The sequence below is a fragment of the Ponticaulis koreensis DSM 19734 genome, from assembly GCF_000420665.1.
GTDB lineage: Bacteria > Pseudomonadota > Alphaproteobacteria > Caulobacterales > Hyphomonadaceae > Ponticaulis > Ponticaulis koreensis.
On sequence record NZ_ATVJ01000001.1, the window covers coordinates 1,675,531 to 1,697,283 of the forward strand.

The window sequence follows — 21,753 nt, forward strand, 5'->3', positions numbered from 1 at the left end:
GAGGAGATACGGTCAGCCCGGTACCTGAAACATTTGCAGGATCTCATCATCGATGCGCTTGGGCTTGCGCGTCTCAATATCGAGCATGCACCATTCCATACGTGACGATGATGAGAAGCGTTTTGCGCCGGGCTTTCGAATATCTACAAAGCGTTCAAAACGAGGGCCTTTTGCCCAGCCAAGCCAGGTACGGGCTTCTGCTGTTTCGCCCGGAAGTATCTGGTCGCGATAATCAATTTCGTGGCGTAGCAGCACAAAGACGTACCGGTCTTTCACAGACTGCGATGCGACATGCTCCCAATGGGCAACGGCGGTTTCTTCCACCCAGCGTACGTAAGACACGTTGTTCACATGACCCAGAATATCAATGTCACTCGGCTGAGGCAGGATCACGCGCCGGAACGCTGTGTCATAGTCGACAGCACCGAGGCCTGTCTGCTGGATTGTCTCGCTCATCTCTCACCTTGCGAATTACTGGGCTTGCCAAGCAGGTAGGAAAGACGCAAAGCCTCGTCCATGACTGACATCACAGAAAATGACGTATCCGAAGAAAAAGGTTCAAATCCTGTGCGCGAGGCGATCCTTACGCTTGCGAATGAGCGCGGCGTTGGAACCACGATAGACCCGTCAGAGGTGGCGCGCCTCGTTTCTGAATCGAACTGGCGCAAAGTGATGAACGACGTGCGCGCCGAAGCCGTACGTCTGGCTAAGGCGGGTGAGATTTCGATCTACCGTAAGGGTGTGCCGGTCCCAGACCTCGATAAATTCAAGGGCGTATGGCGTATTGGTCTTCCCGGCTATGTGAAGAAGCCAAAAGAAGAAAAATGAGGTCACACTGACGTTATAACTCACGTGAGGCCGGTTTACTCTGTCCTGAAGAAGTGCTTCGTGTGCGGAAGTATTCAGGCAGTATTCCGATAAAACGCTGCCCTTCTGTGAGAAAAGACGATGACCGAAGCGATTGTGGATTTCGTGGAAGACGATGCTCTGGACCATTTTGGTGCGCGTGAGCACTCTCCCTACCGCTTCTTTACCGCTGAAACCTGGGCGAAGTTTCGCGCAGATACGCCGCTGACACTCTCTGAGGATGAAGTTCAGCGCCTTCGCTCCATGAACGATCCAGTTGATCTGGATGAAGTCCGTCAGATTTATCTGTCGCTGTCGCGTTTACTGTCTGCGCACGTGGAATCGTCGCAAATGCTGTTCTCGCAGCGCAAGCAGTTCCTGAGCCTCAGTGAAGAGCAGAAAACGCCGTTCATTATTGGTGTCGCCGGTTCGGTTGCGGTTGGTAAATCGACGACAGCGCGGATCATCAAGGAGCTTATGGCGCGCTGGCCGTCTAGCCCGAAGGTTGATCTCGTCACAACAGACGGTTTCCTGCTGCCGAACGCCGTGCTGGCCGAGCGCGGGATCATGAACCGGAAGGGCTTTCCGGAGAGCTATCATATCGGCGCAATCCTGCGCTTCATGTCGGACATCAAGGCGGGGCGCCCGAATGTCCATGCGCCGAAATATTCTCACCTGACCTATGATGTTCTGCCGGATGAATACCAGCTCGTGGACCGTCCCGACATTCTGATCTTTGAAGGTGTGAACGTGCTTCAGGCCCGTCCGCTTCCGGTGGATGGCAAAGCCGTTCCGATGGTCTCTGACTTCTTTGATTTCTCGATTTATATCGATGCGGACGAAGACCTTTTGCACAGCTGGTATATCGAGCGCTTCATGAAGCTGCGCCAGACGGCATTCAAGAAGCCTGAGTCCTACTTCCATCGCCATGCCAAAGTGAGTGAATCAGACGCGCTTGCGACAGCCGAGGCTCTGTGGCGCGACATCAATCTTGTGAATCTGCACAACAATATTCTGCCGACGCGTCCGCGCGCGGATGTGATCCTGCGCAAAGGCGCGAACCATCTGATTGAAGAGGTCGCGCTGCGGCGGCTTTAGGCGTCCCAGCGTGCAAAGATCGCCGTTGGTAGCAGTACGTCGCGGCCGGCTTCAGGAATAGCCATCTCTCCTGTTGTGATTGTGCCGCCCAGGCCTTCAAGGTGATCGCGAAGGCTTTGAGCGAGCGCGAGGTAGGACAGGCGAACGGCATAGACCGTAGACGTCACGAAGAGTGGTTGTTCTGAAAGCACTGCGCGGCACAGCTCCAACAGTTCCGGCAGGTTTTCTTCCAGACGCCATGTCTCGTTCTTAGGGCCACGACCGAATTTAGGCGGGTCCAGAACAATAGCGTCATATGTGTTTCCACGGCGCACTTCACGGCGCATGAATTTCAGCACGTCATCGGCAATCCAGCGGATCGGCTTCTCGCCAATACCGGAAAGCTCCTGATTGGCTTTGCCATAACCATTCGACTTCGGGCTGGCATCAATATGGGTCACCTGCGCGCCGGCATCTGCGGCTGCGAGGCTCATCATTCCTGTATAGCCAAACAGGTTGAGAAGCTTGACCGGGCGGCCTGCAGCACGGATTTTCTCCTGCGCGTGACGCCAGTGGACGGAGTGCTCCTGAAATACGCCCAGGTGACGGAAAGGCGAACGACGGACTTCAAAGGAAAGGCCGTTCCAGCCCATCTTCCAGTCATCCGGCAGGTTCGGGCGGGATTTCTGCCAGTTTCCGCGCTCGTCATCGCCAGAGGCCGAGAAGACTGCATCTGCCTTCCATATCTCGATCGGATTGGCTGGCATCCAGAAGGCTTGCGGGTCGGGGCGGTCGGTGATCTGGCTGCCAAATCGTTCCAGCTTGCGGCCATGACCGGAATCCAAGAGCTGATAGTCCTGCCAGTCATCGGCTTTCAGGATGATCGGATCGGTGATGATTGCTGTCTTGCTCATTGCGCATACCCACGGCTACCCCAGGCGGCGTAGACCATAAGCGCGGTCGCCGTGGCAAGGTTCAGGCTGTCTGCACCTTCACGCATTGGAATGCGGACAAGTGTATCGCAGGCGTCTTCGAAATGCGCAGGCAGGCCGGATTGTTCATTGCCCATAATGATGATGGAGGCATCTCCATAAGGTGCGTCATGGTGCGGGTGCTTTCCGTTCATGCTGGCCGCCAGCATTGGCAGGCCTGAGCCCTGCTTCCAGCTGAGGAAGTCTTCTTCGCTCGCATAGTAAAACGGCATTGCGAAGAGCGAGCCCATGCTCGCGCGGACGCCTTCAAAGCTGTAGGCGTCACAGCAATCACCGATCAGAATGACGCCATTGACGTTGGCAAAATCCGAGGTGCGCAGAATGGTGCCGAGATTGCCCGGATCGCGTACCTGATAGAGGCCGAGAAGTGTGCCGGACTTGGCATACTTCGCTGGAATATCCGCAAGCGTGCGCATTTTCGGGCGGAAGGTTGCGAGCACTGTTTGCGGGTTTTCCTTCCGTGCGACCTGCGCCAGCAGGCGAGGGTGAATCAAAAGTGATTGCGCACCGGCGGCTTCTGCGCGCGAGACGAGATCCTGAACATAGCTGCGCTCCAGCCCTTCAGGTGATGTAATGACCTGAACAGGTTCCCAGCCATAATTCAGCGCTTCTTCAATCAGACGCGCGCCTTCGGCCAGAAAGGCGTTCTGCTCGCGGCGGCCTTTCTTGCGTTCGAGCGCTTTCAGAGCCTTCACCTGCGGGTTTCCGCCGCTGGTGATGACGACCGGCTCTGAGCTTTCACCTGAATAATGGCTGTTGGTCATATCTTTGCCCGGTTTAACTGCGAACCAGTCAGGAAAGGGACTGGCTTGCACGTCTTTTCTTGTGCGTGCCGCTTGGGATGGGAGCTGCTGACATCACAATGTTCGAAAGGCGAAACATTCTTGATGTCCTGCTGATCCCGATCAGTTGTGCTGGTATAGCAGCATTGTGCTGGCACGCGGTATATGCCGGTCCGGTGTCTGCTGACAAGTTTGAAGCGCGACTGGAAGAAGCCGCACGTGCATCGCTGGACGATCCGCGCTTTCGATGGGCGCATGTTGAGATGGATGGGCAGACGGCCATCTTAACCGGTTTAGCCCCAACTGAGCAGCTTTTAACGCGTGCCCGAAATCGTGTTCTGGCCTCCAGCGGGCGGGGCGGTTTCTTCCGAGGCGGTGTTACCCGGGTGCTGGATGAGGCCCAACTTTTGCCGCCGGTTTCGCCTTATGCGTTCAGCGCGACTCGCCATGGAGACCGGTTTCGTCTGGCAGGAATTCTGCCGGACCCTGATGCGGTGACGCGTCTCGAAGAGGTCCTGATCGGGGAAGGCATTTCACCCGAATTTATCGAATTTGACGTTTTGTTTCGCGATGGCGTTCCGGAAGGCGACTGGATTGGCGCCGTAAGCCTCGGTCTGCGTCAGCTCGTGAAGCTTTATGACGGAGAGGTCGATGTGACGGACAGACGGATTTTTGTGTCCGGCATTGCGCCCAATATTGATGTTCGCAACGAGATTATCGCGCAAATGGCGCGGCCTCCTTCAGGCTATAGCGTGGATGCCGACATTGCCGGCACAGCACTCTGGACCGCGCGCCTGAACGGCGATCATCTCATTATGGAAGGCAGCGTGCCCGACGCGGCTGACCGGACCGCCCTGTTCGAATACGCCGAGCAATTGTTCGATGGTGTGGTGGAGAACGAAATGGGCGTTGTCCCTATGCGCAGCGATGACTGGATACGAGGAGTTCGCGCTGCCTTGCCTGGCTTTCTGCAGCATGAAAGCGGCGTTATGGCCTTCATGGGCGATGAGCTTGTCATTGAAGGTCTGGCCACACCTTCTGTCATCGATTTTCTGCGTGAAGACTTCGTCCGCGTGGGTGTATCGACTGACTTTACGCTGAATTCGCAACCTGCGTCGACGCGTTTGATGGCATTTGAAGGGCTGGACACGGAAACGACCCATCCATCGCGGGATGTGTGTGAAGACGCGCTTGAAGAAGCGCTGTCGCTTTCCTCGCTAAATTTTCGTTATGCGCGGGATGAACTGGCACGTGAGTCTGCGCCATTGCTGGATGGTGTTCTCACTGTGCTGCAGACATGCCCTGACTATCAGTTCGAGATTGACGCCGCGACACATGCCGACGGACGGCGTATTGCTTTGAAAAACCTCACAGAGGATCGTCAAACTGCCGTTCTCGCCTATTTCATTGCCCGCGGAGTTCCGCTAGATCAGATTGTGTTGACGGAGGTCCGGCAGGATAGTGCAGGGCTGCCCGATCCAGTGAGTATTGATACGGACAGGCAGATATCTGTTCGTCTGAGGGAGTTGGAAGATGATTGAGCTGCTGACCAGCATGTGGGGCTATCTGGCAGGTGCAGGTGTCATCGGGTTAATTCTCGGTTGGGCATTCCGCGGTGTGTTTTTGCCGCGTGCGCGAACCATAAACGTGACAGCGCCGGCACCGGCTGCGCTCGAGCGCCCTCTGACAGAAGCACAGCAACAAGCGCTTGAAAAAGCCGAAGTCGATGCGCGTGCGCTTCAGGCTGCCGAAGCCAAACTTGCAGACATGGAACGAACTGTTGCTGACCTGCGCAATCATGTTCAGCGCGCAAATCAGATGCAGCTTGCTCCGCCTCCTCCGCCGCCGCCAGCGCCGCAACCCACGCCCGAAGACGAAGAAGCACGTGCGCGTGCTGTCTGGCACGAGCGCTATCTGACGTCCCGTGTGCGCTATCTGGAAAGCCAGGTCTTTGATGCTGATACATCATCTTCCGATGATGCTGATGCACTCAAAGCCGAAAATGAAGCTCTGAAAGCGCGTCTTGAGAGCGCTGAGACAGGCACGTCTGAGGCGCCTTTAACGTCTGCTGCCGATCTTGCGAAAACCAAATGGCAGAACCGTTATCTGCAGGCACGTATTCTATTCCTCGAAAGCGGCACTGCATCGGCTGATACTGAAACGTCAGTAGCGTCTTCCGTTCCGGAAGATGTCGAGATGGAGCTGAACAGTCTGAAGTCAGAAATCACGGTACTGAAAGCCGAGATTGACCGCGAAGCCAAAGGCACCGGCGAGTCCGAACAGGAAATGGCGCGTCTGCGCTGGCGGAACCGCTATCTGGAAGGTCGTCTGAAGTATCTTGAAGCGGCGAGCCTTGATGCCGAAGCTGTTGCAGAAACGCCAGTGGATATTGCCGCGCTTGCGGCGCCTGTTTCTCCTGCAGCCCTTGCCAAGGAGCCTGTAGAGGAAACCCGCCCTGAAAGCCTTGATGCGCCAAGGGGCGAGGCTGACGATCTGAAACGCATTGGCGGTATCGGTCCGAAAATCGAGCTTATCCTGAACGAGCTTGGCATTTTCCACTTCTCGCAGATCACAGCGTGGACACCGGGTGAGCAGGCATGGATCGACAGCTATCTGCGCTTTGAAGGCCGCGTGATGAGCGAGAAATGGGCCGAACAGGCAGCAGAGCTTCAGGGCTAGTCGTCTGACTGGCCCGAAAGGCTCGCATGTCGCAATTTTCCGGAAATACACCGAAAGACGAGCTGGCAAGGCTTTTGCCAGTTGCGATTTTCTGGAGTGTTTTTGCGTATTTCCTACTGCGCTATTTATTGGTCCAGCTGGTCGGCCTTCACATTCAGATTTCCGGTGACAGTGCGCGGGCATTCTGGGCGTTTTTTATCGACCCTGAACATCCCGCACGCATGGTCACTGTAGGGTATGCTGAGCTTTTGATCGGTCTTTTATGCTTCGAGCATCTGAGGCGTCGCGGCGTGGAAGATTGCGTGCTCCAGGCCGGTCGTTTCGGCATGCTGTCCATTTATCTGGCGGCGTTTGCGACGCTCGTTGTACCGGAAATTGTATTCCGCACAGTGATCATGTTTCTCGACCTGATTGGTCGGGAGGTGCCGCGTCTCACGACAGATGAAAATGCGGGCTATTTTCCGCCGAACCAGCTTATGGGGCTGTTTATCTCAGCCGTGATCATCGCGCCTGTGGTTGAGGAATTCCTGTTCCGCGGCTTTCTGATGACAAGCATGCAGGCGCGCGGCTGGCCAAGCTGGCTGATCGTCATTCTGTCTGCGGCGGCGTTCACCGTTTTACATGTCGGCTATACCGGTTTCGGCCTGATGTTCATCTTTATGCTGGGGTGCATGTTCGGTGCGCTACGGCTCTGGTCGGGCGGGCTGATCCTGCCCATGGCAGCGCATGCGGCCTTTAATATGAAGACCTTCCTGTTTTCTTATTTCAACGCGTATGGCTGAGCGCAGCTAGTCTTTGGATTTATGCGCAAGCGTTCCGGCATTTAATTCCCAGTGCACGCCATCAAACGGATGGATGCCGACATGATCGAAGGCCATCGGATCATCGAGGCACCGCCATGTGACGGCAAATCCGTCCGGATTGGAACGCGGTACGTAAAAGCTTTTAATGCCGCACACCGAGCAGAACTGATGTTTCGCAGTGTGCGTATTGAAGGTGTAGGTCGAAAGAGCTTCTTCGCCGGAAAGAAGTCTGAACCGGCTGGACGGCACGATGATATGCGCGTTCTGGCTCATCAGGCATACCGAACAATTGCAGTCCTCGATTTCGATGCGTTGCGGCAGGAGGACTTCAAACCGGACGGTGCCGCAATGGCAGCCGCCCTTATGCCAGGTCATATCATCAGTCATAGAATACAGGCGGCCTTTTATCGAACCATGGTTTCGCCTCTTCCAGCTGGGCTGCGAGGCGGTAGAGAAGAGCTTCATGGCCATAACGCGCACCGAACATCATGCCAATTGGCAGATTGTTGGATGACCAATGCAGAGGCACAGACATGGCCGGAGCGCCTGTCATGTTGAAAACAGAGGCATGCGGCGCAAAGCTCGTGACGGCTTTGCCATAGGCGTCCTTGTCTTCGCGGGACAGGCTCAGATCGCCCAGCCTGTCCGGCTCTCTGGACAGCATAGGCGAAAGGCAGAGATCAAAATTGCCAGCATCCATCCAGTTGTCGAAGGTGACGGCCGTTTCCTGAAATACGCCATTAGCCCATGCGAGCATGGACATCGGGACGGTATGGCCGAGGTTCACCATATCGCGTGTCAGAGGCTCGAGGTCATCATCTTGTAGCGGACGGCCGAGTGCCTGTGCGCGTGATTGGGTGAGATCCGCAGTGTAAGCGGAAATGTTCATCAGTAGGGCTTTTCCGATAGCTTCACCACTCAGCTCGGGCGTTGACGCTTCGACTACATGCCCAAGGTCTTCGAGGAGCTTAGCGGTGTCATCCAGCCCTTTTTGAGCCTCTGCGTCAGGCTTTGTGCCGTTCGGTGCGGTCGTCCAAAGTGCAATACGCAGCTGGCGCGGCGTATTCTTCAGTTGATCCAGAAAAGAGACCGGCTCGTCCGGCGCCACATAACGTGAACCCGGTTCGCGGCCATGCGTAAGGTCCATAAGCAAAGCGTTATCGCGTACACTGCGGGACACGGCATGGACTGTAGAAAGGCCGCTCCAGCCTTCTGTGCGGACAGGCCCCATCGGGATACGGCCACGTGACGGTTTCATGCCGAACAGGCCGGTGCACGCCGCGGGGATACGAATGGAGCCGCCACCGTCACTTGCCTGCGCGAGTGGAAGCACACCTGAAGCAACTGCCGAGGACGCGCCGCCGGACGAGCCGCCGGACGTGCGCTCTAGGTTCCACGGGTTTTTCGTCTGCCCGAACAGGGCGCTTTCGGTTGAGGTTGTCAGGCCGTATTCGGGACTGGTCGTCTGGCCGAAGGTTACAATGCCGGCTTTGCGATACCGCTCGACAAGCTCGGAGTTCTTATCTGCTACAAAATCCTTGAATAGCCGAGAGCCTGAGGTCAGCGGTGCGCCTTTCACAGCAACGCCAAGATCTTTCGTCATGAACGGAATGCCCGATAGCGGGCCTTTCGGAAGGCCTTCGCTGATCTGGGCTTCTGCAATATCCGGAAACAGTGCGGAGACGCAGTTCAACTCTTCTTTAGCCTTTTTGGCGCGGCTCAGGGCCTCATCCATCAGCTCTTTCGGGCTGACTTCCTTCTTCGCGACGAGCTCTGCGAGGCCGATGGCGTCGTATTGCGTGTATTCCTTCATGTCTCTCCCCTGTGTGTTTTCTTTAAGGGGAGAATTTCAGGTTTTTCGTAACTTGTCAGGTCTGCAATTGATGTGTTCTTCTCAATACACTTTCGGGACCTGCGCGATCAGTGGTCGGTCTCGATCGGTTCCCATAATTCGATTTTGCGACCGTCCGGATCCATCAGCCAGGCGAACTTGCCATATCCATAAGTTTCGCGCGGCTGAACCTGCTCAATGCCTTCCGCTTCAAGTCGGGCGAGCACGCCATCCAGATCGTCCACCATCAGGTTGATCATGAACGGTAGGTCTGACGGCTTGAAGTAATCCGACTTTTCAAAAGGTGCGAAGATGGATTGCGCGCCTTTCGGGAATTGCTCACCGGCTTCTTTGTGGGAGAAATTCCACCCGCCAAAATCGTTCGTGTCGTCGCCGATCACTTTGGCGTACCATGCTTTTGTCGCGTCCACGTCCGCGCAGTGAAAGAAGATGCCGCCGACACCTATGACTTTTGACATGTGAATTCCCCCTCAGGATTTCTGCGGGACGCCTGACTGCTTCATGCGCCATTCCAGAATATCGAGGCGATCCTGCCCGAAAAACGGCTCGTCTTCAAACACCATTAGAGGAACGCCCCAATGTCCGGCGTTTTTCTGGGCAGCTTCATTAGATTCAATTTCGGCTTCTAACTCGGCCTCACGCTCAATTGCTTCCGCGTCGAGTGCGGCAAGGTCGAGGCCGGCGCGTGCCACGGCATCTGACAGGGCGCTCCCTTCCGTCCAGTTGTTTTGGCCCGACCAGATGAGGGTCGAGACTTCATAGAAGTAATCAAGCGCTTGTGGCGTGTGGCTAGCGAGCACGCCGAGGCGTGTCAGGCGGCGAATGTAGGGTTGGTCGGCTGGCACGTCACCGGTCGCCATATCCATGACCACCGGGTCTGGGTTTGGGCGGCCGAAGGGCAGGCTGTTGAACTGGGCAATCCGGAAACAGTCGCGCATCAGATAGGGAGGCCAGAGCGGATTGACCTGTTTGAAAAAGCCCGGAATGCGCACCGCAATCGGATAGACCGGCTTGATGGTGAAAGGCACGTCCCAACGCTTGCTCATTTCTCGAAGGCGTGGGGTCGCCAGATAGGAATATGGGCTGCGGAACGACCAGTAGATATCGACGCCTGACATGTTTTTCTCCCGTGTTTTCGGGAAGTTTGTCAGCTTAAGCGCCGCGTGTCAGCGTTTAACTGGAGGGCCTGAGAACACTTTGTGGTGACCCTAGCCGTCCTCTCCCTGCGGCAGGTGCACTGTTATCAGATCGACCTGAGGCGGCATCAGTAAACGCATGGGAAGACCAACCATGCCCGTGCCGGACGTGATGTATATCTGATGTGGCTCGGCGATGGCATCGGCAGACGCGGGCGTGACTTCTTCATAGAGCCCCCGATCAAATCCGTACTGAGAGGGTAGGGCGCGCTGATACAGGCCCGGAATTCTGATCTGGCCGCCATGCGTGTGCCCTGCAAATAACACGTCATACCGTACGTTTGGCGGGATACGCATCGCCACGTCCGGATTGTGAGTGAGGATGATGCGCGGCGTGCCTGTTGGCGGGTTCTCTGTGGGGTATTCAATCTGTCCCTGCCAGAGGTCTGATGTGCCTGTCAGCCATATCTCGCGACCGTTCAGAGTAACGATCTCCGTTCGGTTATTCAGGAGGTGGACGTTCTCAAGCGTCGCGAAATAGTCTGCCAGCTGCATGCCGAGATCAGGGCCCGGAAAGCCGACATCATGATTGCCGAGAACTATAAAGACGGGCTTTCCAAAATTGTTCAGCTCTTTAAAGGTCGCTTCAATCTGATCTTCCGGCAAATGGTAGGTCAGGTCGCCAGCTACGAGCACGGCGTCAAAGTCCAGAGTGTCCGCCCGCTCGCGTATCCGTTCGAGCGGCATGGCATTGCCGAACATGCCGATATGCGTGTCGGAGAATAATAACAGACGGATGTCATCGCCGTCCTTTGCGGGTGAGCCGGCGAGTGCGATCTCCGCCTCAATTGTCCGTAAAATGCGCGGCTCGACAAAGCGGGCATAGGCCGGCACCGAAGCCAGAAGAACTAAAGATAAAGCGCCCCAGCGATAAAAGCCGGAGCGCCTGATCATGAGCCACCCCATTGCGAAGACGAATGGGAAATAGAGAAAGCTGGCGTAGAAAATGAACTGTTTCATGAGCATCATTGGTGATGCCCGATTGCACCTATTTTAAGGCGGTTATTCGGCAGCTACAGCGTCAAATTCGGCTTTCCATTCTGTCATTAGCGCACGATTGTCATGATCCCATGGGTGGAAGCCCGGTTTGAACCAGGAGAGCCAGACCTTCCAGCCGCGGCCAAACAGGTTCGGTGTTTTCCAGAGATATTTGTTGATCGCCTTCTTTGCGTCTTTCTTGTCCCAGCCTTCCGCTTCAAGAAGCATGGATGCGTATGTCGCAATATTGTTGGTGAAGGTTTTTGAGATGATCAGCATGGAGATACAGCGGCGCATATAGCGTTTGAAACCGGACCAGTCTTTGGAGACTTCGAGGAACACGTCATAGGCAACGGCCTTATGTTCGGTTTCTTCCATAGCGTGCCAGCGCCACATCGCTTCGATTTCAGGATCAGTGTTCTGGAACACATCCTGATGCTCGACCATCATGTCCGCCATCATGGCTGTGAAATGCTCAAGACAGATTGTGCCGATCAGCATACGCATCGGGCCGCCGGAGCGGGCAAAGGCGACACGCTCGCGGACAAAGCCTTCAATCTCTTCCACCGGATATTTCTCGCGATCGATCAGCTGGTTCATGAGGTGATGTTCGCGTGAGTGGATCGCTTCCTGATGGATGAAGTCCTTCACATCCTGAAGCAGCTTGCCGGAAAGCTCTCCGCGATAATTGCGCACTGAGTCCATAAACATGCGCTCGCCATCAGGGAAGGTGAGCGACAGCGTGTTCATAATAGCTGTGCCGACAGGATCGTTATCGAGCCAGTGCGGGTTCTTCGCGCCTTCATGGCTGAATTTGATGTCACGAGGAGAGATAGAAACGTCCTCTGGTGTGCGCTTTTCCGTCATCCGACAATTCCTGTTTCGCTAAGTGGCCGCTAAGGTGGGGCCAAGTTTGTTCACGAGTAATATAAGCGCTACTGACAAAAATGTCGATAAGAAAAAATAAGCAGCCCAGAATCCGTCGAACGCCCGAGGAATCGCGCGCGAATATCCTGTCTTCCGCGGAGCGACTTCTGACTGAGCAAGGGCCTCAAACGCTTCGCTTGGCTGATGTCGCAAAAGAAGCAGGCGTCGCTAATGCAACAGTGCTGCATCATTTTGGAACCATAGACGGCGTCCACACGGCGCTGATGGAGCGGATGATTGCCGAGCTTGTCGAGAAGGTGATGGCGATCGAGCTGACAGAAGACACCGAAGTGTCGCGCGCTCAGGCGTTGACGACCTTGTTCGAAGCGTTCGAGCAGAAGCAGGCGTCAAAGCTGGCCGCCTGGCTGGAACTGACGCATCAGGCAGGAAGACTAACCAATGTGAGGCAGGTCGTGCGCGATGTGACCCGCAAGAAGTTTCACCATCAGAATGTGCCTGAAGACGTCGTGGAAGATGTGATGCTTGTCTGTATCACGCTGGCGCTGGGTGTCGGTCTCTTCGGGCAGACCTTGAGTGAAATGCTTGGCAAGCCGCCAAGTCGTGCGAAAGAAATGGCGCTTTCAGTGCTTATGCTGGGCCTGCGTCAGCTGGAGGCGGAGCGTAAAGGCTAAAAGCCCTCGACGCCGAAGGCGTCCAAAAGCTGTTCGGCAGCAGCAGATGCGGGGATCGCGCCGGTCTCAACGCCGTGTTTCATCGCCGCGAGCTTGGCTACCACATCGGGATGAGAGCGGAAAGCCGCCATCAGCCCGTCCTGAATAAGCTCATTCATCCATGTGAGTTGCTGGTCCGCGCGGCGTTTATCCCGCGAGCCAGACTCTTCAGTCTTTTTCTTATGAAGTTCGATCGTGTCCCACAGCTCTTTGAGGCCATCGCCCGTTGCGCCTGCACAGGTCAGAACTGGCGGCGCCCATGACGGGTCCACCGGCTCCAGAATATGTAGAGCATTCTGGTAATGGCGCTGAGCGCGCTTGGCTGCTTTTTCGTCGATATCAGCTTTGTTGACGGCAATCAGGTCAGCGACTTCCAGCACACCTTTCTTGATGCCCTGCAGGTCATCGCCCGCATTTGGCAGCATCAGGACGAGGAAGAAGTCCACCATATTAGCGACAACAGTTTCAGACTGGCCGACGCCGACCGTCTCCACCAGGATGACGTCATATCCTGCCGCTTCACACAGGAGCAGACTTTCCCGGGTTTTGCGCGCGACCCCGCCAAGCGTCTCACCCGCAGGTGACGGGCGCACAAAGGCTTTCTCATCAACTGATAGTCGCGCCATACGGGTCTTATCGCCCAGAATAGAGCCGCCCGAGCGCTGCGAGGTCGGGTCGACTGCAAGCACAGCAACCTTGTGCCCCATCTCGGTGAGCATGGTTCCAAATGCATCAATAAAAGTGGACTTACCGACGCCTGGCACACCGGTAATGCCGATCCGCTGGCTCTTGCCCGTTTCGGACATGACAGAAGACAGAAGCTTGCGCGCTTCGGTTTGATGGTCCGTGCGGCGGCTTTCAACGCGGGTGATGGCGCGGGCAAGGCCCCGGCGTGTGCTCAGATCGACTTCCATGCTGTGTCAGTACGCGTCTTCACCGCGCTCATCAAGCAGGGCGCGGCTGTGTCGCACGCTAGCGCGAACCATTTGTGCAGGTGCATCCGATGAGAGATCCAGAACCCAGTTGAACAAGGTCGGAGGCAGTCCGTCGGTTTCGTCTTCCAGATCGTTCTCCAGCGTTATTGCCAGAGCCAGTGCACCGGTGGTCTTTGCCTGTGCCGCCTGCCAGACGAGATATTTGAAGAAGCGTCTGAGGTCACTCTGATCATCCGGATCAAGGTCCAGCAATTGACAGAGTTCGCGATAGCTTTCTGCCTGAGAGTGAGGCTCCGCAGGAAATGGCGACGGCGCGGACAAAATCGAAAGTACTCGCGCAATTTCGCTGGCGTTCAACTCGCTCATCAAATCCGAGGCAGTTTCGCAGAAACGGGTCGCATCACCGGCTTTCAGGTCTTGCTGGTGTGCCCACAGATCTCGCAAGCGGGAGAGGGTTTTGATGTCGTCCTGAATGCTTGCAATCTTCAAATGGTTCAGCACACGCAGCCAGTCGCGCGCATCCATTTCGAAGCCTTTTTTGAGCACCGGGCTCGAGGGCGGCAGGATTTCGCTCATTTTCAGATGATGGGCTTCGGGCATGGCATTCACCCGAAACGGTAGCTCACATTTCATGATGCGCAGGGCGACATCAATGCGCGCGTGATCGGATAGGGGAAAGTGCTGGCTGTTATGCATTGTCGATAACTTAGGTGTGTCGCGACAAAATGCCTATGAATTCCTGCACGCTCGCGCGGGAAATTCTGATATTAGAACATCATGAAATGTTGATTTTGGATCAGGGGATTGATGATGAGCTACACCGATAAAATCCGCGACATGCGCAGCGAGCTGCGAGAACTCAATAAGACCATTTCGGATGCAACCAAAGGCTTCGGCACGCTCTCTATGGCTGTAAAAGACAATGGTGTTCTGAGCCTCAAGGAAAAAGAGTTCATTGCCCTGGGCATGGCCATCTCACAGCGCTGCGAGCCTTGCATCAACTTCCACGTCGAAGCCCTCATGAAGGCGGGCGGCACACGCGAAGAGCTGGGAGATGTGTTAGCCATGGGTATTCAGATGGGCGGCGGTCCTGGCCTCATGTATGCCGGACATGCACTGGCATGTTGGGATGAACTTGCAGCGAATAACTGATCCATCCGACATTCATATATTGACTGCATAAATGTCCCCCGGATCGCGACGGATGAGTTCAGCCGGTTCGTGACACTTGAGAGCGTGGGTATGATACCCAGCGGGAAGTAACGAGGTTTTGTATGCGGTTTTCATGCCTGCTGGGCGCTGTGAGTATTGGCGCTCTCTTATCTGCTTTTCCTGCTGCGGCGCAGGAAGCTCCGCAGTATGATCAGGACCGCGTGCTCTCAGAGGTTCAGGTGACGTCCACCCGTTTGCGCGGGACGGCAGTCAGCGACATCGAGCCTGAGCAGACACTGACGACTGCGGATATCGAAGCCTATGGCGTGTCATCTATTGAAGAACTGATCGCCGAACTCGGTCCGGAATTGGCAAGCAGCCGCGGTCGTGGCGGCGGGGATCACGTTTTTCTGGTCGATGGCGTTCGTATCGCCAGCTTTCGTGAAATCCGTTCCTATCCGCCGGAAGCCATTGAACGTATGGACGTGCTGCCAGAAGAAGCGGCACTGCAATACGGCTATGGTGCGAACCAGCGGGTCATCAATATTGTTCTGAAGCCCGACTTTTCGGCCTGGACGTTCAGTCTTGAATTTGGCGGGCCGGTCGAAGGAGCAGGTCAGCGCGGCGAGTTTGATGTAGATTATCTCGGCATAGCTGACGGCCAGCGTTCCAGCGTCGATGGCGAGATTGAAATCGACAACGCTATTCTGGAATCTGATCGTGGCCTTGGCGATCCGCTTGCGGGCGCAAATAGCCTGCGCGATGAGAGCCAGTCTCTGGAAATTGGTGGCAGTACGCATAGAAGCATTTTCGGTAATGTCGGGATGACACTCTCGGGCGATATCGAAATCTCTGAGGGTGAAGAGCTGCTCGGATTTTCTGAGCAGGATTTTTTGCTCCCTGCAGCAAGCCCCTTCTCTACTACGGGCACTGACGAGAGTTTTACGCGCTATATCGGCGTGCCGGACGTGCTGACCCAGACAAGCGATTCAACAGACGCCAATATCAACCTCACTTTGACGCGTGATGTCGGCGACTGGTTTGTTACGTCTACGACAAGTCTCGGACACAACACATCGACGACTGAAACGGACCGCACGCCGGACGTGACGGGCTTCCAAGCCGCGCTCAATGCGCTCGACCCGACGGTTGCGCCGACAGCTGACCTGTTACCCTTTGTTTTTTTAAGTGAAGAGCGCACAGAGCGAACAACGGATACGTTCTCGACCAACCTGCTGGCCAATGGTGATCTCTGGGAGATTACAGGCGGCTGGGTTGGTGCAGGCCTGAGTGTTGATCTCAGCCATGCCAGCCGTAGTTCCGAGACCGATTTCAATGGTACTCGCACGACCAGTTCGCTCGACCGCCAGATTGCTAAAGTTCAGGGTAGTTTCGACTTCCCGCTGATTGTTTCGGACATGGATATTCCAGGCTTTGAGAGCCTCTTAGCGAACGCGACTGTGAATGCCAGCAACTACTCCGATTTTGGCACGCTGTTCGGGTTTGACGGCACGCTGAGCTGGTCTCCGGTTGAAGATATCCGCGTTCTGACCTCCTATACATTGGAAGAGGGCGCACCGACCATGTCCCAGCTTGGTGATACATTGAGCGTGACGCCAAACGTCGAGATTTTCGACTTTGTGCAGGGCGAGTCCGTGCTTGCGACGCGTATCTCCGGCGGTAATGACCAGCTGATTGCTGATACGCGTCAGGTTTGGAAAGCGAGCGTCGAGTGGGAGCCGCTCGATGAGACCGACCTTGACCTGCGTCTCACCTATACAGACAGCCGCATTGATGACCCGATTGGGGCTTTCCCGAGCGTTGATGCGGCAGTAGAGGCCGCTTTCCCAAATCGGTTTGTTCGCGATGCCAATGGTGATTTGCTCAGCGTCGATCTGCGTCCTGTAAATTATGTCGAAGAAACCCGCCGCGATATACGCTGGCAGTTGACCTTCCGTGACAGTTTCGCTGAGCCTGAGACGCCGCAGCGAGGCGGTCGAGGCGAAGGGCGCTCGCCAGCCTCTGGCGGGAATGCTCACGGTGCGCCACAAACGGCGCCGCCTTCTTCGTCGAACGGAGCGGAGCGCCCGGCCGGCGGTTCTCCGCCTTCAGCTTCCGGTGATGCCCGTCCTCAGGGCGGTGGCGGTACGCCTCCGTCCTCCGGTTCTGGCAATGCGCGCCCAGGCGGGGGTCCACCACCGTCTGCGCGTGGCGGAGGTCGTCCACGTGGCGGCATGATGGGTCGTCGTGGTCCGCCTGCTGGCGGGCGTTTGTTCGTATCTCTCAGCCATACAATTAATCTTGAAGACCAGCGTGTTCTGGCTGCCGGCTTTCCCGTTCAGGATTTCCTGAATGGCGCGGCATCTGGCCTCGGCGGTCAACCTGAACATGAAGTGCAGCTGACAAGCGGTGTGTTTTACAAAGGCTATGGCGCCCGATTGAGCGCTAGCTGGCAGAGCGCGACGGAAGTCGACACATCAAGCAGTGTTCTGAAGTTTTCAGATCAGACCAGCGTCAATCTTCGCTTCTTCCACAGTGTGACCGATCAGACATTCATTGGCCGCAATGTCGAATTGCTGCGCGGTACACGCTTCTCGCTGGAGATTGATAACCTGCTCGATGATGTCGTCACGGTGACGGATAATACCGGTGTGATCCCGCTTCGTTACGAAGGAAATCGCCTCGATCCGGTTGGCACGCAGGTAATGTTCTCCGTGCGCAGGCAGTTCTGATTACGTGCTGAAAGGTAATTCAGGCCGCCGTTTTAGGCAGCCAGAATTCAAATGCAGCGCCTGGCTTGAGATCATTCCGCAAGCTTATATTGCCGCCATGTGCGCGCAAAATCGAGCGAACCAGCGCAAGTCCGATGCCTTGTCCCTCTTTAGCGGAATGGCCGCGTCTCAGTGGTTCGAATACATGGTCTTCAAGGCCATCTGGAACGCCGGGGCCGTTGTCACGCAGCATGATGACGTGACGATCTGCTTCCTCGCGGTGCACGATCTCAATTGTGAGATCTGTACTTTCGGGCACGTACTTCTTTGAATTATCGATGAGGTTGGCGAAGACGCGTTCGAGCAGGGCCGGGTCAGCCTGAACAGATGCATAGGTTGGGCGAATATCGAAACTAAGGTTCCGCCCTGATTGTTGGGCGATACTTTCGGTCAGTTCGTTCAGGTATTGTGACAGCTCAATGGTCGTTGGCTCGGGTGCGCTGAAGCCTCTCTGGGAAAATTCCAGAAGAGACGAGACGACATCCTGCATGTTGGACGCCGACTCATGAATGGCGTCCAGATATTCCTTCCGCTCAAGATCAGTCGTGTCCTCAGACATTGCCATCTCGGAGAAAGCCTTGATCTGGCGTGACGGTGATTTGAGATCATGTGCAGCGATCGCGCTAAAACGGTTCAGAGACTCATTCACGCGTCGCAGTTCGTCGGACGCCTTCCTTTCCCGCGCCAGAATTTCCTGCTGCTTGAGAAGTTTGCGTGCATTTCGCTTTTTTCGTTCGGTGTATAGCAGATAACCAATGCCGAGAATGACGGTTGTGCCAACCAGCTCCACGACGAGTAACCAGACCAGCATGGAGCGAATATTCATTGCCATTTCGGTCTGTAGGCGGCCTATGAATTCGTTCTGAAACTCTTGCAGGTTGTTCAGTGCCGCAGTGTCATCATATCGAACGATGTCATCGACCTCCGCTGCTGAAAGCTCGCTCGCATTCAAGGCTCGCAAGCCCTCGAGCCGCATGGCGTACGCAATGATCATATCGCGGGTTGGCTGCAACCGTCTGGCGGTGATTGTGTCTGAGGTTAGAGTTTCCAGCTGGTCGAGTAGTTCCAGCGCCCTGATGGCGTTATTCTGAGCTTCCCTCAGATACGAAGTTTCATCGGGGCGTAGCACTGCATTTTTGAAGTTATGAATTAGTCCGCCATAACCGGTTTCCGAGTTAAACTCTAAGGCCAGCTCTACAGCTTCCCCCACCAAATCCTTGGTAGCGTTCAGCGTTCGCGTGTAGGCCAGACCAATTGCGGGTAGCGCAAGTATCATGATGACCGGCGCTAGTAGAAGCGTAATTTTTAAGGTTTTTTGTATTCTGCGGATCATGATGAAATCGATAGCGTGGATATGTATGAAATAAAAAGCATGCCTTGTTAGAGTAACCTAGCGAGTTCGCGGCTTTTATTGACACAACATCAATTCGGTAAAAGAATACACTATATTCTAAATATTGAAAAAAATTGATTGATTTTGGGAAAAGTAAATGACCAGTGCCGCAGCGTTGTTAGTGGTTGAGGATGATCCATTGGATCAAATCCTACTCAAAAAGGCTTTTAGCCGTGTCGACGTGCCATTTGATTATGAGTTTTGTGACAGCGCTGAAGCTGCACTGGACCGACTTGAAAATGGTGAAAATCCTCACGTCATTATGACTGATTTGAGGATGCCGGGAATGGGAGGGCTGGAGTTTCTATCGCGACTTAAGAAGCAGGGTTGTCTCGGACACATTCCTACGCTCGTGTTCTCGACATCCAATCATGATGATGACGTTCGAGCCGCATATCAGCGGCGTGCAAGCGCATATGTTGTGAAGCCGGATAGTATCTCTGGATATGAGCGTTTCGCCGACCGTCTGGTCAAGTTCTGGTTTGAAGAAACGCGGTATCCTCAGAGTTAGAGGATACGACCGTCATATAACCGAATTTACAGGCCTAATTCACTCAGCCCCGGGTGGTCATCCGGGCGGCGGCCGAGAGGCCAATGGAAAAGGCGGTCTTCCTCGCGAATAATAAGGTCGTTGATGCTCGCATAACGATATTTCATCAGACCGTCTTCATCGAAGACCCAGTTTTCATTCCCGTAAGAACGCATCCACTGGCCGTCGTCCATCTGCCACTCATAGGCATAACGCACTGCAATACGGTTTTGCTGCCAGGCGAATAGCTCTTTGATCAGCCGGTAGTTCAGCTCTGACTGCCATTTAATGGTGAGGAAGCGGACGACTTCGTTCCGGCCTCTGACGAACTGATTACGGTTTCGCCAGACGGTGTCGACTGTATACGCCAGCGATACGCCTTCGGGTTTTCTGCTGTTCCATCCATCTTCAGCCTTACGGACTTTTTCGATGGCGGTTTCCTGCGTGAAAGGTGGGAGTGGTGGTCTCATTTGATACCTCCTTCATTGTTCGTGCGGATTACTTCAGGGGTGGTAAGGGCGGTTCCGCCCGATCAAATCGGGAGGCATCAAACAGGGGGAACTAGACTGCGAGTTCTTCAGCGACCGGGAAGTCTACTTCTGTGTCGAGAACCGAGTTTGCGTAGTTGGTGAAAACATTCACTGCGACGAGTGCGATGATTTCAACGATGGCCGCATCGCTGTAACCCGCGGCACGGAATGTATTGAGTTCGTCAGCAGCAACGTGGCCGCGCTTTTCTGTGATTGAGAGCGCGAAGCGGACAGCAGCATCTGCTTTTGCATCTGTTGAGCTGCCTTTGCGGTTTGCCTGAATCTCAGCGTCTGTCAGTTTGGCGAGGTTGCGACCAAGATATGTGTGTGCCGCGAGGCAGTAGTCACAGCCGTTCGCTTGGGCAACGGCGAGAGAAATACGCTCACGTGTTGCAGCAGACAGCTCGCTACGGCCGAGCGCGCCGTTAAGGCCAAGAAACCCTTCCAGAGCCACTGGGCTGGTTGCGACGATGCGGAAAAGGTTCGGAACGCTACCGAGTTGTTTTTGAACGGCTGTGAGAAGCTCCTGAGAGGCTGCAGGTGCGTCAGCGATGCTTGCTGGTGTTGGAATTCGGGACATTGTATTTTCCTGTCTGTGGTTTTGCCGATTGCGTTTTTTCATCGGCGATGACAGGAAGATAAGAATTCCAGTTTGAAGAATAATCTTGAAATTTGGAAAGATATAATTTCATAAAATGGAATTAATATGGACCATCTGAAACACCTGGGCGTCTTTATCGCGATAGCGGATACAGGCAGCCTTGTCGGCGCGGCGCGTGCGCTTAATCTCAGCCCACCTACTGTAACGCGTATTCTGAGCGATCTTGAAGCAGGACTGGGCGTTCCGCTATTCCACCGAACGACGCGCGCTGTCGTGCTTACAGATACTGGGCAAAGCTTTTTGGAAGATGCGCGTCGGATTGTTGCTGATTATGACAACGCTATCGACAACGCTCGTGGCGCCCGAATTGCACCAACCGGAACGTTGCGCGTTACCGCTTCCATGCTGTTCGGTCAGCACTACGTGCTGCCAATCATCCAGAAATATCTGGGTATTTATCCCGATGTTAAGGTCGAGGCGACGTTCGTCGACCGCGTCGTGAATATTGTAGATGAAGGCTTCGACATTGCTGTTCGCATTGGCCAGCTAAATGATTCCAGCCTTCTGGCGTCTCGCGTTGGTTCGGTTCGTCATGTCGTGTGTGGCTGTCCAGAATACTTTGCGTGGAACGGGCTCCCCTCCAAACCGGAAGACCTGAAAAAGCACGACATCATCTCGGCCGGGGTTTTGTCGCCTACCAATGACTGGACATTTGCCGGAGGTGAATCCGTACGCGTTACGCCGCGCCTGCGCGTGAACAGTATTGCGAGTGCCATCGCGGCTGCGAGAACCAGCTGGGGAATTACGCGTGTGCTGTCTTACCAGATTGGGGAAGAGCTGGATGATGGCGGCCTGAAGACAGTTCTGGAAGACTATGAGCCTGAAGCTCTACCCATTCATATCATCCATCCGGAGGGGCGTGCCGCGTCGGCCAAAATCCGAACTTTCATGTCGATGGCCACAGAAACCTTGCGAGCGAACCCGTATCTCAATCGGTAGAAGCGTGATGAAAAGCAAAAGGGCGATCGTAATGACCGCC

General features: G+C 55.1%; 24 protein-coding genes. 10 read left to right on the forward strand and 14 right to left on the reverse strand.

The genetic code is table 11. From position 1 onward, the window contains the following. Nucleotides 1–12: 12 nt before the first annotated feature. Nucleotides 13–456, reverse strand: a complete 444-nt coding sequence (locus tag G523_RS18655; protein ID WP_022694653.1) for an acyl-CoA thioesterase — start codon at nt 454–456, stop codon at nt 13–15. Between the two features lie 60 nt (nt 457–516). Here G523_RS18655 and G523_RS0108640 point away from each other — a divergent pair, with 60 nt between their 5' ends. Together G523_RS0108640 and coaA are read left to right on the forward strand one after the other, a co-directional pair. Then, nucleotides 517–828, forward strand: a complete 312-nt coding sequence (locus G523_RS0108640; protein ID WP_022694654.1) for a DUF3253 domain-containing protein — start codon at nt 517–519, stop codon at nt 826–828. Nucleotides 829–948: 120 nt separating this feature from the next. Further along, nucleotides 949–1,944: a type I pantothenate kinase gene (gene coaA / locus G523_RS0108645; protein ID WP_022694655.1), complete on the forward strand. Its 996-nt coding sequence runs from the start codon at nt 949–951 to the stop codon at nt 1,942–1,944. Here the strand turns inward: coaA and G523_RS0108650 are convergent. Both G523_RS0108650 and G523_RS0108655 read right to left on the reverse strand, forming a co-directional pair. Beyond that, a complete protein-coding gene (locus tag G523_RS0108650) occupies nt 1,941–2,837 on the reverse strand; it encodes a class I SAM-dependent methyltransferase (RefSeq protein WP_022694656.1) in 897 nt (298 codons plus the stop codon). The genes coaA and G523_RS0108650 overlap by 4 nt on opposite strands. After that, entirely contained in the window at nt 2,834–3,679 is an 846-nt protein-coding gene (locus G523_RS0108655) for a TrmH family RNA methyltransferase (protein ID WP_022694657.1), read from the reverse strand. The genes G523_RS0108650 and G523_RS0108655 overlap by 4 nt, the downstream gene beginning before the upstream one ends. Nucleotides 3,680–3,777: 98 nt before the next feature. Between G523_RS0108655 and G523_RS0108660 the strand changes: the two genes are divergently transcribed. Genes G523_RS0108660 through G523_RS0108670 form a run of 3 tightly spaced genes read left to right on the forward strand, consistent with a single transcriptional unit; the run spans nt 3,778 to nt 7,158 of the window. Further along, the gene (locus G523_RS0108660; protein ID WP_162141038.1) at nt 3,778–5,238 is read left to right on the forward strand and encodes a hypothetical protein; all 1,461 of its coding nucleotides are present in this window, start codon (nt 3,778–3,780) and stop codon (nt 5,236–5,238) included. Then, complete coding sequence (locus tag G523_RS18660; RefSeq protein WP_022694659.1) at nt 5,231–6,376, forward strand: hypothetical protein; 1,146 nt, start codon at nt 5,231–5,233, stop codon at nt 6,374–6,376. The genes G523_RS0108660 and G523_RS18660 overlap by 8 nt, the downstream gene beginning before the upstream one ends. 26 nt (nt 6,377–6,402) lie before the next feature. Continuing rightward, nucleotides 6,403–7,158 carry a CPBP family intramembrane glutamic endopeptidase gene (locus G523_RS0108670; protein WP_022694660.1) on the forward strand — a complete coding sequence of 252 codons (756 nt, stop codon included), beginning with the start codon at nt 6,403–6,405 and terminating at the stop codon, nt 7,156–7,158. 6 nt (nt 7,159–7,164) lie between these two features. Here the strand turns inward: G523_RS0108670 and G523_RS0108675 are convergent, their stop codons facing one another. From G523_RS0108675 to G523_RS0108700, 6 genes are all read right to left on the reverse strand, one after another. After that, nucleotides 7,165–7,566, reverse strand: a complete 402-nt coding sequence (locus G523_RS0108675) for a GFA family protein (RefSeq protein WP_022694661.1) — start codon at nt 7,564–7,566, stop codon at nt 7,165–7,167. Further along, nucleotides 7,559–8,992 (reverse strand): amidase, encoded by a 1,434-nt coding sequence (locus G523_RS0108680; RefSeq protein ID WP_022694662.1) that lies wholly within the window; start codon nt 8,990–8,992, stop codon nt 7,559–7,561. The genes G523_RS0108675 and G523_RS0108680 overlap by 8 nt, the downstream gene beginning before the upstream one ends. A gap of 107 nt (nt 8,993–9,099) precedes the next feature. Further along, a complete protein-coding gene (locus G523_RS0108685; RefSeq protein ID WP_022694663.1) occupies nt 9,100–9,489 on the reverse strand; it encodes a VOC family protein in 390 nt (129 codons plus the stop codon). A gap of 12 nt (nt 9,490–9,501) precedes the next feature. Next, complete coding sequence (locus G523_RS0108690) at nt 9,502–10,149, reverse strand: 2-hydroxychromene-2-carboxylate isomerase (protein ID WP_022694664.1); 648 nt, start codon at nt 10,147–10,149, stop codon at nt 9,502–9,504. Between the two features lie 90 nt (nt 10,150–10,239). Continuing rightward, complete coding sequence (locus tag G523_RS0108695; protein ID WP_022694665.1) at nt 10,240–11,196, reverse strand: metallophosphoesterase; 957 nt, start codon at nt 11,194–11,196, stop codon at nt 10,240–10,242. A gap of 33 nt (nt 11,197–11,229) precedes the next feature. After that, on the reverse strand, nt 11,230–12,072 hold the full coding sequence (locus G523_RS0108700) for a metal-dependent hydrolase (protein WP_022694666.1): 843 nt from the start codon (nt 12,070–12,072) through the stop codon (nt 11,230–11,232). Between the two features lie 197 nt (nt 12,073–12,269). Here G523_RS0108700 and G523_RS0108705 point away from each other — a divergent pair, with 197 nt between their 5' ends. Further along, nucleotides 12,270–12,764: a TetR/AcrR family transcriptional regulator gene (locus G523_RS0108705; protein WP_233347279.1), complete on the forward strand. Its 495-nt coding sequence runs from the start codon at nt 12,270–12,272 to the stop codon at nt 12,762–12,764. Here G523_RS0108705 and meaB read toward each other — a convergent pair. Together meaB and G523_RS0108715 are read right to left on the reverse strand one after the other, a co-directional pair. Further along, complete coding sequence (meaB, locus tag G523_RS0108710; RefSeq protein ID WP_022694668.1) at nt 12,761–13,717, reverse strand: methylmalonyl Co-A mutase-associated GTPase MeaB; 957 nt, start codon at nt 13,715–13,717, stop codon at nt 12,761–12,763. The genes G523_RS0108705 and meaB overlap by 4 nt on opposite strands. A 6-nt stretch (nt 13,718–13,723) precedes the next feature. Then, the gene (locus G523_RS0108715) at nt 13,724–14,434 is read right to left on the reverse strand and encodes a hypothetical protein (RefSeq protein WP_022694669.1); all 711 of its coding nucleotides are present in this window, start codon (nt 14,432–14,434) and stop codon (nt 13,724–13,726) included. 114 nt (nt 14,435–14,548) lie between these two features. On the opposite strand from G523_RS0108715, the gene G523_RS0108720 reads away from it, so the two are divergent. Continuing rightward, nucleotides 14,549–14,890 (forward strand): carboxymuconolactone decarboxylase family protein, encoded by a 342-nt coding sequence (locus G523_RS0108720; RefSeq protein WP_027441585.1) that lies wholly within the window; start codon nt 14,549–14,551, stop codon nt 14,888–14,890. 122 nt (nt 14,891–15,012) lie between these two features. After that, nucleotides 15,013–17,622: a TonB-dependent receptor plug domain-containing protein gene (locus tag G523_RS0108725; RefSeq protein ID WP_022694671.1), complete on the forward strand. Its 2,610-nt coding sequence runs from the start codon at nt 15,013–15,015 to the stop codon at nt 17,620–17,622. A 19-nt stretch (nt 17,623–17,641) separates the two neighbouring features. Here the strand turns inward: G523_RS0108725 and G523_RS0108730 are convergent, their stop codons facing one another. Continuing rightward, complete coding sequence (locus tag G523_RS0108730; RefSeq protein WP_027441586.1) at nt 17,642–18,937, reverse strand: sensor histidine kinase; 1,296 nt, start codon at nt 18,935–18,937, stop codon at nt 17,642–17,644. A 214-nt stretch (nt 18,938–19,151) separates the two neighbouring features. Here G523_RS0108730 and G523_RS0108735 point away from each other — a divergent pair, with 214 nt between their 5' ends. After that, entirely contained in the window at nt 19,152–19,565 is a 414-nt protein-coding gene (locus G523_RS0108735) for a response regulator (protein ID WP_022694673.1), read from the forward strand. Between the two features lie 26 nt (nt 19,566–19,591). Here G523_RS0108735 and G523_RS0108740 read toward each other — a convergent pair whose 3' ends face one another. Together G523_RS0108740 and G523_RS0108745 are read right to left on the reverse strand one after the other, a co-directional pair. Next, a complete protein-coding gene (locus tag G523_RS0108740) occupies nt 19,592–20,053 on the reverse strand; it encodes a nuclear transport factor 2 family protein (protein ID WP_022694674.1) in 462 nt (153 codons plus the stop codon). 91 nt (nt 20,054–20,144) lie between these two features. Further along, entirely contained in the window at nt 20,145–20,693 is a 549-nt protein-coding gene (locus G523_RS0108745; protein ID WP_022694675.1) for a carboxymuconolactone decarboxylase family protein, read from the reverse strand. A 126-nt stretch (nt 20,694–20,819) separates the two neighbouring features. Between G523_RS0108745 and G523_RS0108750 the strand changes: the two genes are divergently transcribed. Next, nucleotides 20,820–21,713: a LysR family transcriptional regulator gene (locus G523_RS0108750; protein WP_022694676.1), complete on the forward strand. Its 894-nt coding sequence runs from the start codon at nt 20,820–20,822 to the stop codon at nt 21,711–21,713. Nucleotides 21,714–21,753: the final 40 nt, after the last annotated feature.